Origin of the sequence: Dactylosporangium sp. NPDC000555 (assembly GCF_040300025.1) — a bacterium.
Taxonomy (GTDB): Bacteria; Actinomycetota; Actinomycetes; order Mycobacteriales; family Micromonosporaceae; genus Dactylosporangium.
On record NZ_JBEPDB010000035.1, the window covers coordinates 14,606 to 27,376 of the forward strand.

Genomic DNA, 12,771 nt, shown 5'->3' on the forward strand with positions numbered 1-12,771 from the left:
TTCCATCGCGTGAAGACGTTCATTCTCGCCTCTGCGAGCCCCGCCCGGCGGCGGCTGCTCACCCACGCCGGCATCGAGCCGAAGGTCGTCGTCAGCGGCGTCGACGAGTCCGTCGTGGCGGCCGACGACGCGGCCACGCTCGCCGGGACGCTCGCCGCTCTGAAGGCCCGCGCGGTCGTCGCGTCCCTCACCAGCGACGACGCGCTCGTCCTCGGCTGCGACTCGGTGCTCGCCTTCGACGGGGAGATCCTGGGCAAGCCGGCCTCGGCCGCCGAGGCGACCGCCCGCTGGAAGGCGATGCGGGGGCGCTCCGGCGTGCTGCACACCGGCCACTGCCTGGTCGACGCCGCGACCGGCGCGACGGCGGAGGAGGTCGTGGCCACCACCGTGCACTTCGCCGAGCCCGACGACGACGAGATCGCCGCGTACGTGGCCTCGGGCGAGCCGCTCGACGTGGCCGGCGCGTTCACCATCGACGGCCTCGGCGGCGCGTTCGTGCGGGGCCTCGAGGGCGATCACACGAACGTCGTCGGCCTGTCGGTGCCGACGCTGCGGCTGCTGCTGGCCCGGCTCGGAGTGCCGATCACATCCCTGTGGACGCGGGGCAGGATGGAGCCATGACGAATAAGACGCTGACGCTGACCGAATCGCTGCACGACTACGTGGTGGCCAACGGCAGCGAGCCCGACGAGCTCGTGCGGGACCTCATCGCGGAGACGACGCGGGTGTTGCCCGAGCACGCGATCATGCAGATCGCCCCCGAGCAGGCGGCCTTCATGACCCTGCTGACGCGCATCCTCGGCGCCCGGCGGGCCGTGGAGATCGGCACGTTCACCGGCCTGTCGTCCATCGCGATCGCCCGCGGCCTGGCCGATGGCGGCCGGCTGACCTGCTTCGACGTGTCCGACGAGTTCACGAGCATCGCGCGGCGGTACTGGGCCCGGGCCGGCCTGACCGACCGCATCGAGCTGCGCCTGGGCCCGGCCGCGGAGGCGCTCGGCGCGCTACCGCTGGAGCCGCACCTGGACCTGGCGTTCATCGACGCCGACAAGACCGGCTACCTCGGCTACTGGGAGCACCTCGTGCCGCGCATGCGCCCGGGCGGCCTGATCCTGGTCGACAACGTGCTCCGGCACGGCCAGATCGTCGACCCCTCGCCGTCCGACGTGAGCACGGTCGCGATGGTCGAGTTCAACCAGCGCGTGCTCGAAGACCCCCGCGTGGAGTCCGTGCTGCTCCCGATCGCCGACGGGCTCACGATCGCGCGCCGGCTTTAGCGCCTGTTTCATGACTGAGGCGGGGCTGCGGCGGGCCCAGATTCCGTCTGACGGCGTCCCACGCAAGCCCGGCTACAACACCGGCAACCCGGCTCCCGCGGGCCAACACCAGACGAAATCTGGACTCCGCCTCGCTCCCACCCCAGTCATGAAACAGACGCTAGGACTCGGGTCCGCGTCACCTGCGGACCGTTACTCCCGCTAGACAACGGGCCGGGGCCTGCCTCAAGGGCGGCCCCGGCCCTGCCGGGTCCGCGGTGCCAAGAGCCGTCAGGCCGGCCGCGTGACGCGATCCAGCCGGGCGACCGCCAGCGCCGACACCGCGAGGAACAGCGGCACCAGCAGGAACGCCGGGTGCGGGCCGACGCGGTCGGCCAGGGCACCCAGGGCGAACGGCGCCACCCCGAAGGCGATGCCCACCGCGAAGGACGCGCGCGCCGCCGCCAGGTCGGGCTGGCCGTCGGAGTAGGCCAGGGCCAGGCCGATGCCGAGCGGGTAGTGCAGGCCCATGCCCGCGCCGCACACGAACAGCCCGGCCACGGCGAGCCACGGGACCGTCACCGACCAGAAGACGGCGAAGCCGGCCAGGTTGACGGCCAGGGCGGCCAGCAGCATCCGGGTGGGGCGGAACACCAGCAGCAGCCGGCCGCCGACGAGGCGCCCGAGGACCATGCCGGCGATGAGGGCGGACACCGCGGCCGTGGCCACGCCGGCCGAGACGTGGACGCGGTCGCGCAGGACGTCGCTGCTCCACAGCGTCAGGCATACCTCGATCGAACCGGTGGCGAAGAGGCTCGTCATCGCCAACCAGAAGGTTCCCGGCAGCGGCCGGTGGCCGGCGTGCGGCTGCCCGAAGCCGGCGGGCTCCGGCGGGCGTACCGCCTTCGCCCGCGCGTACACGGCGATCAGCGCCACCGGCAGCACGACCAGGGCGAGCCCGAGGCGCCAGCCCCAGCCCGCGGCATAGGTGGCGCCGACCGCGAGCGGCGCGACCAGCCCGAAGACCGCCGCGACGGCGTTGGCCTCGCTGATCGCGGCGGGCGCGGCGGGGCCGTGGTGATCGGTGAGCGCGGCGTTGATGGCGTTGACCGCCATCGCGGCGCCGAGGCTGGCCAGCGTGGCGAAGGTCAGGGTCAGCGCGAGGTGGTGCGCGACGTACATGCCGACGGCGCCGGCGCAGATGCAGCTCAGGCCCGACCAGATGAGGCGGTTGCGGCCCAGGCGGCGGGTCAGCGCGGGCAGCACGAGCCCGCCGATGATCCCGCCCGCGGCGAAGGCCGTGCCGTGCAGGCCGGCCAGCGTGCGGCTGATCTGCAACTCGTCGCGCAGCAGCGGGGCGACCGGCCCGAAGCCGTAGAGAAAGTAGACCCACAGGGCCAGTTGGAGGTACATGACCCATGTCAGGCGGTCTCGGACGAGGCGTGGCACCGCCACACGCTGCCACGGCCCCTCCCCGCACGGGAAGGGACCGTGACCGTGACGGTCGTTACCGGACGCCCTTGGCGAAGGCCCGGGAGGCCCAGATGACGGTGACGACCGTCAGCCCGCCGATGACCACCGCGGCCTGCCATACCGAGTCCGCGCCCGGGTTGCCGTCGAAGAGCGCGCGCACCCCGTCGACGGCCCATGAGAACGGGTTCCAGTTGGCGGCGGTCTTCAGCCAGTTCGGCGCGTAGGTCAGCGGCAGCAGGATGCCGGCCGTCAGCAGCAGGGGCTGCGAGATCGTGTTGAGCAGCGGGGCGAGGGCGTCCTCGCTGCGCAGCCTGAGCGAGATCGCATACGAGAACGCGGACAGCATCAGCGAGATCACGGCCATCAGCGCGAACGCGCCGAGCATGTCCAGCGCGTTGACCTTGAGGCCGAACCCGACCGCGATGGCCACGATGAGCAGGGCCTGGAAGAGCAGCGACACGACGTCGCGCAGCGACCGGCCGACCAGCAGGGCGAACCGGCTGACCGGGGTGACCCGGCTACGCTCGATCACGCCGGCCCGCAGCTCGGCGATCAGGCCGAAGCCGGTGAACAGCGAGCCGAACATCGCCAGCAGCACGAGCAGGCCGGGGACGAAGAGCTTGTACGCGTCGGCGTTGGAGCTCACGCCCAGGGCCGGCTTGAGCAGCGGGGCGAAGAGCAGCAGGTAGAACAGCGGCTGGATGACCCCGACGATCAGCCAGACCGGGTTGCGCAGCATCAGCTGCATCTGCCGCTGGAAGACCAGCCAGGTGTCGCGGAGGAATTTCAACGTTCAGCTCTCCCTCAGGGAACGGCCGGTCTTGGTGAGGAACACGTCGTCGAGGCTCGGACGGTGCAGCTCCAACTCGCCGAGCGTCACGCCGGCGTGGTCGAGCAGCCGCAGGACGTGCGGGATGGCGGTGGCGCCGTCGGTGACGTAGAGGCGCAGCCGGCCCTCGACGTGCTCGATCTTGCGCACGTAGTCCTGGTTGGTCAGCAGCCCGGCGGCGATCTCCGAGCTGCCGTTCACGCCGACCGTGACCACGTCGCCGGCGATCTCGCGCTTGAGCGCGTCAACGGTCCCCTCGGTGACGATCTCGCCGTGGTCCATGATCGCGATGCGGTCGCAGAGCGCGTCGGCCTCGTCGAGGTAGTGCGTGGTGATGAAGACCGTCATGCCCTCGTCGCGCAGGCGGCGCACCTCGTCCCACATGTGGGCGCGGCTCTGCGGGTCGAGCCCGGTGGTCGGCTCGTCGAGGAAGACGATCCTCGGCTCGTGGATGATGCCGAGCGCGATGTCGACGCGTCGGCGCTGGCCGCCCGAATACGTCTTGCAGCGGCGGTCCGCGTATTCGGTGAGCTGGAACGCATCGAGCGCCTTCGCCGCTCGGCGCTTCGCCTCGGACTTCGAGATGCCGTAGTAGCGCGCCTGGAGGACCAGCTCCTCGCGCGCGGTGCTCTCGTCCCAGGTGCTGCCACCCTGCGCGACGTAGCCGATCCGCCGCCGCACCTCGCCCGGATCCTTGAGCAGGTCGGCGCCGGCGATGCGGGCCTCACCGCCGTCAGGGGTGATGAGGGTGGCGAGCATGCGCAGCGTGGTGGTCTTGCCGGCGCCGTTCGGCCCGAGAAACCCGAAGATCTCCCCCTCTTTGACGGAGAGGTCGACGCCCCGGACGGCCTCGACGACCTTCGCCTCGCGACCGGCGCGGGAGCGGAACGACTTCCGCAGCCCCCTCGTCTCGATCATGTCGGTCTCCCTGTCTGTGTGTTCGCAGGGAGACCATAACGCGATATAATTTTGCGGGTCAAGTTTTAATATGTCGCGTACTACTCGTCTTCGTCGGCGGGCTCGCCGTACTCGGCCCGGATCGCCTTGCGCCACTCCTCGGCCGTCGGCCCGTCCGGCTGCTCGTTGACGTGCATGCCCTCGCCGGCCTCGATGCGCGCGGCGATGTCGTGGCACCAGCGGGCCTCCGCCTCGCAGCGCAGCATGGTGAGCTCGAACTGCCAGCCGACGTGCGGCGGCTTGTACTTGCTCCACTCCTCGACATTGTCGCGATAGGTCGCGTTCCAGTCCTCGAGCAGCCGGGCCCGGGCGCGCAGGGCACCGATCGCCTCCGCGCGCGGCAGGTGCGGGAGGAACGCGAGCGCGGCCAGGAACGGGTCCTGCGGCTCCTGGTACTCCCACCAGTACTTGCGCAGCAGCGCCTGATACTCCGCCGCGCCCGACGCGGTGAGCCGGTAGACGGTGCGGGCCGGTCGGTTGTTGACCTGCTCCGTCGAGACCTCCTCGAGCAGGCCCTCCTCGGTCATCTTGCGCAGGGCGTGGTAGATCGACCCCGGCTGGACGTTGGCCCAGCTCTCGACTTTCCAACTGGCCAGCTCCTTGCGGATGTCGTATCCGTGGACCGGCTGGAGGTACGACACGAGGCCGAGGATCATCAGGCGCGTTGTGGACACGATACAAGCGTAATAGGAAAACTTGACTAACGACCGGTAGTGATTTTGTTGGCAACGGAAAGTGCCGGACCCTGGGCTTAGACTGCGCCGGAGGGCAAGACCGAGGGAGCGTTCAGTGCGCAAGGTACTCATCGCCAACCGGGGCGAGATCGCGGTCCGCGTCATCCGTGCCTGCCGCGACGCCGGCCTGGGCAGTGTGGCCGTCTATGCGGACTCCGACCGCGAAGCGCTGCACGCACGGCTGGCGGACGAGGCCTATGCCCTCGGCGGCGACACCGCGGCCGACTCCTACCTGCGTATGGACAAGCTCATCGACGCCGCGACCAAGTCCGGGGCCGACGCGGTGCATCCCGGCTACGGCTTTCTGTCGGAAAACGCCGACTTCGCCCAGGCGGTCATCGACGCCGGCCTCATCTGGATCGGCCCGGCCCCGCAGGCCATCCGCGACCTCGGCGACAAGGTGACCGCGCGGCACATCGCCCAGCGCGCCGGCGCGCCGCTGGTGCCGGGCACGCCCGAGCCGGTCGCCGACGCCGCCGAGATCATCGCGTTCGCCGAGACCTACGGACTGCCGGTCGCCATCAAGGCGGCCTTCGGCGGCGGCGGGCGCGGCCTGAAGGTCGCCCGCACGCTGGAGGAGATCCCGGCGCTGTTCGAGTCGGCCACCCGCGAGGCCGTGGCCGCGTTCGGGCGCGGCGAGTGCTTCGTCGAGCGCTATCTCGACCAGCCCCGCCACGTCGAGGCCCAGGTCCTCGCCGACCAGCACGGCAACGTGATCGTGGTCGGCACCCGCGACTGCTCCCTACAGCGGCGCCACCAGAAGCTCGTCGAGGAGGCGCCCGCGCCGTTCCTCACCGACGCCCAGCGCGCGCAGATCCACGAATCGGCCAAGGCCATCTGCCGGGAGGCGGGCTATCACGGCGCCGGCACCGTCGAGTATCTCGTCGGCAACGACGGCACCATCTCCTTCCTCGAGGTCAACACCCGGCTGCAGGTCGAGCACCCGGTCAGCGAGGAGACCGCCGGCATCGACCTGGTGCGCGAACAGTTCCGCGTTGCCGACGGCGAGAAACTGCGCTTCGACGCCGACCCCGCGCCGCGCGGGCACGCGATCGAGTTCCGCATCAACGGCGAGGACCCGGGCCGCAACTTCCTGCCCGCGCCCGGCACGGTCACCGCGCTCACCCTGCCGACCGGCCCCGGCGTGCGGGTCGACACCGGCATCGAGGCGGGCAGCGTCATCGGCGGCAACTTCGACTCCCTGCTGGCCAAGGTGATCGTCGTCGGCGAGACCCGCGAGCAGGCCATCCAGCGCGCCCGGCGGGCCCTCGACGAGATGGTCGTGGAGGGCATGGCCACCGCGCTGCCGTTCCACCGCAAGGTGCTACGCGACCCCGCCTTCACCGACGAGCCGTTCCGCGTGCACACCCGCTGGATCGAGACCGAGTGGGCCAACGACGTGCCGGCCTTCGCCGCTGCGGCCCAGCCCGCCGAGGAGCCGACCGGCCGCGAGACGATCGTGGTCGAGGTCGCCGGCAAGCGGCTCGAGGTCACCCTGCCCGCCGGCCTGTCCACCGGCGGCTTCCCCGGCGCGGCCGGCTCCCCCGCCCAGGCAGCCCCGCGCAAGCGCTCCGCATCGAAGAAGCAGGCGGCCGCGGCCGGCGGCGACGCCCTGACCAGCCCCATGCAGGGCACGATCGTGAAGATCGCGGTCGCCGAGGGCGACACCGTGGCCGAGGGCGACCTCATCGTCGTCCTGGAGGCCATGAAGATGGAGCAGCCCCTCAACGCGCATAAGGCCGGCGTGGTAACCGGCCTGAAGGCCGCGGTCGGCGAGGTCGTCGCGGCCGGCGCCGTCATCACCGAGCTGAAGTAGCACACCCGCCCGCGTTCATGCCGCGGCGTGGGCTCCTGTCCTTGTGTGCAGGGGAACGGCGACCACCGCCGTGCCGTAGGCGCACAGTTCCACCCACGTGTTCGTCACGTCGCGGTGGTCGAAGCGCATGCCGACGATCGCGTTCGCACCGCGGTGTTCGGCGGCCTGGACCATCTGACCGACCGCCCGGGACCTTGTCTGTACCAGGAACTGGGACATGTCCTGTCCCGGGCCGCCCTCCGTGGACCTGATGCCCGCGGCGAACGGGTTTCGCGAGGTGGCGACCACCCCCAGGACCTCCCCGAGCACAGTCGTGATCTCGTAACCGGGGAGGCCCTCAGTCGTTACTACCAGCACCGCATGATCGTATGCAGATATATGCGAATTCGAGGCGATCTGGTCTGAATCATCCGATATCTGACCCTGGCGCTCGCCCCCTCAGCCATGGCTCGCCTGGGCGGCCGGGGTCACGCCGATCGACGCCGCGAACGGTAGCAGCGCGTCGAGCGGCAGGAGCGCCTCCGGGCCGATCTGCAGCAGCAGCGACCGCCCGCCGTCGGCCGGCACCTGCAGCACCTGCCCCTCCTGAGAGTGATTCACTCCTCGGCCAGCAGCCGGGTGGTCGGCAGGTTGCGCAGCCGGCGGACGGGCACGACCGCGGCGATGGCGGCGACCAGCAGGCCGGTCAGCGCCGCACCGGTGGCGACCGCGTAGCCGACCGGCGGCAGCCCGGCGCCCAGCGACGCCGCCACCGCGAGCCCCGCGCCCGCGCCGAGCGGCCCGCCGGCCGCGCCGAGGACGGCGGCCTCGTAGCCGGCCAGCCGCACCAGCCGGCCGTCGTCCCAGCCGACGGCGCCGAGCAGCGCGAACTCGGCGGCCCGCTCGCGGATGTTGACGTACAGCACGTCGCCGACGGTCACCGCGCCGAGCAGGATCGTGATCGCCGTGGCGACGTAGTCGGTCGCCCGGACCTGCACCGTGATCGCGTCGCCGAGCAGCGTCCCGGTCACGCTGCCCCGGAAGCCGGCGGTGACGACGGCGAGCAGCGTCAGCGCCGCGACGCCGAGGGCCAGGCTCAGCGCGCCGAGCGCGGTCCGGCCGGGCGCCCGCAGCGCGTTGGTCCACGCCAGGCCGCCGATCCCGCGCGGCACCCGGCGCGAGCGGACCCGGGCGAAGGAGGGGCGGACCGCGGTGACGGGCGCGGCACGCGTCGCCCGCAGGGCCGGCACCACCGCGACGAGGAGCGCGAGCGCGAGCGCGGCGGGGGCGGCCAGCATGAGGTACCGCGGCACGATCCGCACCGACAGCGGCACCGCGGCCACGGCGGCCAGCGCGGTGCCGGCCACGCCGGCGGCCAGCCCGACGAGCGCCGACTCCCCCAGCACGAGGCCGAACAGCCGGCGCCGGGGCCAGCCCAGGCACGCCAGCACGGCCAGCTCCGAGGTGCGGGTGCGCACCGCCGCGCCCGTCGCGTTGGCCACCGCCAGCACGCACGTGACGAGGACCAGCCCGGCCAGCAGCAGGCTCTTGCGGTCGATCGCGGAGACGACGACGGTGGCCACACCGGGCTGCAGCCACGGATCGCGCACCGTCAGGGCGGGGCGGCCGTGCGCGCCGGCGGCCAGCTCGGCCGGGACCACGGCGGCCGAGCCACCGGCGGCGATGTCGACGTGCAGGCCGGTCTGCTGGTTGATGAGCTCGGCGGCGGCGCGCAGCCGCTCCCGGGACAGCGCGTCGGGGCCGAGCGCGCCGGCCAGCCGGACCCGGATCGTGCCGATCGGCGCCGCGGTGCTCAGGCCGGCGCCGTAGGCCGGGCGCCACAGCGCCGCCATCGCGTCCAATGTGGTCAGCAGCTGCGGGCGGGCGGCGACCGGGCCGGCGAAGTTCGCCGAGGGCCGCAGCGGGTCGCCGCCGGCGGCCGGCGCGAGCGCGGGGTCGCTGTAGAGGTCGGCCGGCATCGCGGCGAGCGGCGGGCCGACGTCGACCTTCGCCGGGTCGTAGACGCCGACGGCCCGCAGCTGGGTCGGGCCGTACTGCTCGCCCGGGGCGGGGACGTAGGGGTGGGCGGCGACGGGCCGCAGCGACGTGTCGGACAACTCCAGCGGCAGCGGGTTGAACGGCTGGTCGTCGTTCGCGGACAGGCCCGTCCAACCGGGGTCCGGTGCGACCCGCGCGGGCCGGCGGGCACCGGCCGTCCAGAAGATCCGGATCGGGTCCTCTAGCCGCTGCCCGATCGTCGTCGGCCGCTCGCCGCCGACGATCCACGTCGCCGGGGGCGTGGTGTCGGCCGGGTGCGCCAGCTGCTGCAGCACCTGCAGATAGGCGTCGGCGCCGCGGACCGTCACGGTGCCGACCGGCGTGCCGGGGTCGGCCTCGTAGCCGTCGACGAGGTTGTCGAACGAGGCGCCGGCCGCCACGCCGTCGCCCGCGGTGGGGCCGAGGCGGTCGATCCGGACCGTCGCCTGCTGCTCGACGAGCGGCCGCGACGCGGCCAGTACCGGCATGACCGTGCCCGCCGGCGCCGGCGATCCGAGATAGGAGCCCGAGACGAGCGCCGTATCGAGCCCGTCGAGCCGCGCCTCCTGCTCCGGATCGATCGCCGCCATCAGCATCGGTACGGATACGAGCACGTCGATCAGCGCATGGTCGCTCGCGTTGCCGGTGGACGCGGGGTCGCGCGACCAGCACTTCACGGCCTGCCGGGCGTCGGGCCTCAGCGGGTCCACGGTGCCGACGTCGTGCGTGAGGTCGGCGCAGACGCCGGTGCGCCGGCCGTCCGGCCCGATCTCCAGCAGCGACGACGCCCGCGGCAGGTTGTCGCCCTCGAAGACCTCACGGCCCGTGATGCGGTCGCCCGGCACGAACTCCAGGCGATCGTCGGTCACATAGAGGTAGGAGGAGCCGTCGGTGAGGCGGCTGGCCCCGGCGTCCCACGTCCAGGTCGGGCGGGCCCGCAGCACCTGGCGCCGCGCGTCCGGGGAGAGGTACGGGCCGACGTCGACGGAGACCGCGACGGTCCGCATCACGTAACCGACGGTCGCGACCGGGGCGGCCACGCTGACGCCGGGCAGCGCCTGGATGCGCCGCCACTGCTCCAGCGTGATGCCGCCGCCGGCGCTCAGCACCGAGTCGAACGAGACCCGGCCCGTCGCGTCCGTCGCCGGGTCGGCCCGCACCAGCAGGTCGTAGACCGGCCGGAAGTTCCGGCCGACCGTGCCTTGGACGCGCACCTGCGAGCCGCGCGAGGCCGACGCCAGCAGGGCGAAGCTCGCCACCGCGATCGCCACCGCCAGCAGGGTGGCGGCGAAGCGGCCCCGCCGGAAGCGCACCTGGGACCAGACCATCGACATCATGCGCGGCACCTCTGCGGCTCTCGGACGGGCGGGAAACGTTCGTTAGCGGCTCGTTAGCGCCGCGCGGCACCGTATCGGCGACCGCCCGGTGCGGAGGCCGGGCGCCGCTGAAGAAGAAGGAGGAACCATGCGCAGCTGCTCGGCAGGCTGCTGCCGAAGGCCGCGGCCGACGCCCGCAGCGTCATCACGCCCAGCACCCGATCCAGGGTGGCATAGCCCCAGTGGCGTGGCCGGGCGTGGCCGCCCGGGCGGCGCGAGTCGGCGCTGGCGATCCCGTCGCCGATCACCACCAGCTTGCCCGGCGGCACGACGTCGCCCGGCCGGCCGCCGACAGCGGGCAGGACCGACGGCGGGACCGGGTCACCCGGCAGCGCCGCGATCCGCTTCACGAGGTGCGTCATCGGTGGTTGCTCCTCCACTCCCCGCAGCACGACCACCCGCCCGGTGCGGACCAGCGCCCGCCCGCGCAGGACCAGCACAGCATGGCGCCCGGCGGCAGCGTGGGCGCCGTGCTGTGCCCGCGCACCTTTACCACGAGCAGCAGCCGCCGCGCCAGCAGCACGCCCAGCCCGGCCGTCGCGGCCGCCAGCAGCCCGGCGGCCCAGCCGGTCACGTCCTCCGCCCGATCGCCGCGGCCAGCCGCTGCAGGTGCGGTGCCGGCTCGACGCCGAGCTCCCGGCCCAGCAGCCGGCGCCAGTCGGGGTAGGTGGCGATGGCGTCGCCGGGGCGGTTCAGCCGGAGCAGCGAGATCATCTGCAGCTCGCGCAGCCGGTCGCGGACGGATGCTCCTCCAGGACGTCGGCGAGGTCGCGCAGCACCAGCCGGCAGCGGCCCAGCGTGAGGTCGGCCTCGGCCTTGTCCTCCACGGCGGCGAGCCGCCGCTCCGCCAGCCGCAGCGCCGCCGCCTCGATCGCCGGCGCCGGCACGTCGGCGAACGGCCGGCCCCGTTAGCGCCCGATCCGGTCCGGGCGTGGCGGCCGGCAGGCGGCGGCCAGCCGGTCCAGCGCGTCCGGCACCGGGAGCGCCTCGACCGCGCCGTCGCGCGAGCGCAGCGAGACGGTGCCGGCGGCGAGCTCGTTCGCGCCGATCACGGCCACGAACGGCACCCTGCGCACCGAGGCGTCGCGGATGCGGGCGGCGAGGCTCCCGGCGTACGACTCCTCGACGCGCAGCCCCAGCGCCCGGCAGCGGTCGGCGAACCCGCGCACGGCGGCCTCGCCGACCGGGAGCACCTCCAGCTGCACCGGCGCGTACCAGGCCGGAAACGCACCGTCGTGCACCTCGATGAGGTGGGCGAACAGCCGCTCCATGCTCCCGGCCGCGCTGCGGTGCACCATGACCGGCCGCTTCCGCGAGCCATCGGCGTCCACGTAGGACAACTCGAACCGGGCCGGCTGGAAGTAGTCCACCTGGACGGTCGCGAGGGTGCTCTCCCGGCCGGCGTGGTCGAGCAGCTGAATGTCGATCTTCGGGCCGTAGAACGCCGCCTCGCCCGGCGCCTCCTGGTACGGCACGCCGACCGACTCCAGCGCGCGGCGCAGCACCGCGGTCGCGCGCTCCCACATCGGCGGATCGTCGACGTACTTGTCCTCACTGCCGCGCAGCGACAGCCGCCACGAGGAGGGGACGAAGCCGAGCGCCGCGTGCGCCTCCCGCATCAGCTCCAGCGCCGCCACGACCTCGGTCTCAACCTGATCCCCGGCGCAGAAGACGTGCCCGTCGTTGAGCGAGATCGCGCGTACCCGGGAAAGCCCGCCCAGCACGCCGGAGCGCTCGGCGCGATACTGCCCGCCGATCTCCCCGATGCGCAGCGGCAGTTCGCGGTAGGAGCGCCCGCGCGCGGCGAACACCACCGCGTGGTGCGGGCACAGGCTCGGCCGCAGCACGAACGCGTCATCGGCGCTGTCACCGAGCGACATCGGCGGGAACATGTCGTCGGCGTAGTGCGGAAGGTGGCCGGATCTGTAGTACAGCTCGGCCTTGGCCAGCGGCGGCGAGTAGACGTGCCGGTATCCGTGGCGGCGCTCCAGGTCGAGCAGATAGTCCTCGACGGCGCGGCGCGCGGCCGCACCCCGGGGCAGCCACAGCGGCAGCCCGGCGCCGACCAGCGGGTCGGAGTGGAACAGCTCGAGCTCGCGCCCGAGCCGGCGGTGATCCTTCATGACGGCTCCTCGATGGGTCGGGACCCCGGGAGCGCGCGGCTCGGGACATGAAAAAGCTCCGGAGCGCATCGCCCCGGAGCAAAGCTGAACGTCGGTCAGCGCCGCCGGGGAAGACCCGGCGTCGTCGTGGACAGTGCGCTGCGACTCACGACACCAGTGTAACTCCGCGCCCGCGAACGAAGCAGGTATAA

At 73.0% G+C, this 12,771-nt stretch carries 13 protein-coding genes and 1 pseudogene; 3 read left to right on the forward strand and 11 right to left on the reverse strand.

Annotation, left to right across the window (positions count from 1 at the left end; translation table 11 throughout):
- Window positions 1-9 precede the first annotated feature (9 nt).
- Window positions 10-621 carry a Maf family protein gene (locus ABT297_RS21505; RefSeq protein ID WP_350552279.1) on the forward strand — a complete coding sequence of 204 codons (612 nt, stop codon included), beginning with the start codon at window positions 10-12 and terminating at the stop codon, window positions 619-621.
- Window positions 618-1,277, forward strand: coding sequence for an O-methyltransferase (locus tag ABT297_RS21510; RefSeq protein WP_350552282.1), 660 nt, complete (start codon window positions 618-620; stop codon window positions 1,275-1,277). The genes ABT297_RS21505 and ABT297_RS21510 overlap by 4 nt, the downstream gene beginning before the upstream one ends.
- Window positions 1,278-1,547: 270 nt before the next feature.
- Here the strand turns inward: ABT297_RS21510 and ABT297_RS21515 are convergent, their stop codons facing one another.
- From ABT297_RS21515 to ABT297_RS21530, 4 genes are all read right to left on the reverse strand, one after another.
- On the reverse strand, window positions 1,548-2,705 hold the full coding sequence (locus ABT297_RS21515; RefSeq protein WP_350552285.1) for an MFS transporter: 1,158 nt from the start codon (window positions 2,703-2,705) through the stop codon (window positions 1,548-1,550).
- 58 nt (window positions 2,706-2,763) lie between these two features.
- Window positions 2,764-3,519, reverse strand: a complete 756-nt coding sequence (locus ABT297_RS21520) for an ABC transporter permease (RefSeq protein WP_350552288.1) — start codon at window positions 3,517-3,519, stop codon at window positions 2,764-2,766.
- Window positions 3,520-3,522: 3 nt separating this feature from the next.
- On the reverse strand, window positions 3,523-4,476 hold the full coding sequence (locus ABT297_RS21525; protein WP_350552291.1) for an ATP-binding cassette domain-containing protein: 954 nt from the start codon (window positions 4,474-4,476) through the stop codon (window positions 3,523-3,525).
- Between the two features lie 80 nt (window positions 4,477-4,556).
- Entirely contained in the window at window positions 4,557-5,189 is a 633-nt protein-coding gene (locus ABT297_RS21530; protein ID WP_350552293.1) for a PadR family transcriptional regulator, read from the reverse strand.
- A 115-nt stretch (window positions 5,190-5,304) separates the two neighbouring features.
- Between ABT297_RS21530 and ABT297_RS21535 the strand changes: the two genes are divergently transcribed.
- Window positions 5,305-7,065, forward strand: coding sequence for an acetyl/propionyl/methylcrotonyl-CoA carboxylase subunit alpha (locus ABT297_RS21535; protein ID WP_350552296.1), 1,761 nt, complete (start codon window positions 5,305-5,307; stop codon window positions 7,063-7,065).
- 15 nt (window positions 7,066-7,080) lie between these two features.
- Here ABT297_RS21535 and ABT297_RS21540 read toward each other — a convergent pair whose 3' ends face one another.
- From ABT297_RS21540 to thrS, 7 genes and pseudogenes are all read right to left on the reverse strand, one after another.
- Window positions 7,081-7,422: a YbjQ family protein gene (locus ABT297_RS21540; RefSeq protein ID WP_350552299.1), complete on the reverse strand. Its 342-nt coding sequence runs from the start codon at window positions 7,420-7,422 to the stop codon at window positions 7,081-7,083.
- An 81-nt stretch (window positions 7,423-7,503) separates the two neighbouring features.
- Window positions 7,504-7,641, reverse strand: a complete 138-nt coding sequence (locus ABT297_RS21545; RefSeq protein WP_350552302.1) for a hypothetical protein — start codon at window positions 7,639-7,641, stop codon at window positions 7,504-7,506.
- Window positions 7,642-7,661: 20 nt separating this feature from the next.
- On the reverse strand, window positions 7,662-10,418 hold the full coding sequence (locus tag ABT297_RS21550) for an FtsX-like permease family protein (protein ID WP_350552305.1): 2,757 nt from the start codon (window positions 10,416-10,418) through the stop codon (window positions 7,662-7,664).
- A 53-nt stretch (window positions 10,419-10,471) separates the two neighbouring features.
- On the reverse strand, window positions 10,472-10,819 hold the full coding sequence (locus tag ABT297_RS21555; RefSeq protein ID WP_350552309.1) for a S26 family signal peptidase: 348 nt from the start codon (window positions 10,817-10,819) through the stop codon (window positions 10,472-10,474).
- Complete coding sequence (locus ABT297_RS21560) at window positions 10,816-11,031, reverse strand: hypothetical protein (RefSeq protein WP_350552312.1); 216 nt, start codon at window positions 11,029-11,031, stop codon at window positions 10,816-10,818. The genes ABT297_RS21555 and ABT297_RS21560 overlap by 4 nt, the downstream gene beginning before the upstream one ends.
- Window positions 11,028-11,344: pseudogene (locus ABT297_RS21565) on the reverse strand (BTAD domain-containing putative transcriptional regulator). Before ABT297_RS21565 ends, ABT297_RS21560 begins: the two are co-directional and overlap by 4 nt.
- 21 nt (window positions 11,345-11,365) lie before the next feature.
- On the reverse strand, window positions 11,366-12,580 hold the full coding sequence (gene thrS, locus ABT297_RS21570) for a threonine--tRNA ligase (RefSeq protein WP_350552314.1): 1,215 nt from the start codon (window positions 12,578-12,580) through the stop codon (window positions 11,366-11,368).
- Between the last annotated feature and the right edge of the window lie 191 nt (window positions 12,581-12,771).

Coding starts and splice junctions, on each gene's coding strand:
- ABT297_RS21510 (WP_350552282.1), top strand. CDS start 618: ATGACGAATAAGACGCTGACGCTGACCGAATCGCTGCACGACTACGTG.
- ABT297_RS21525 (WP_350552291.1), bottom strand. CDS start 4,476: ATGATCGAGACGAGGGGGCTGCGGAAGTCGTTCCGCTCCCGCGCCGGT.
- ABT297_RS21550 (WP_350552305.1), bottom strand. CDS start 10,418: ATGATGTCGATGGTCTGGTCCCAGGTGCGCTTCCGGCGGGGCCGCTTC.
- ABT297_RS21555 (WP_350552309.1), bottom strand. CDS start 10,819: ATGACGCACCTCGTGAAGCGGATCGCGGCGCTGCCGGGTGACCCGGTC.
- thrS (WP_350552314.1), bottom strand. CDS start 12,580: ATGAAGGATCACCGCCGGCTCGGGCGCGAGCTCGAGCTGTTCCACTCC.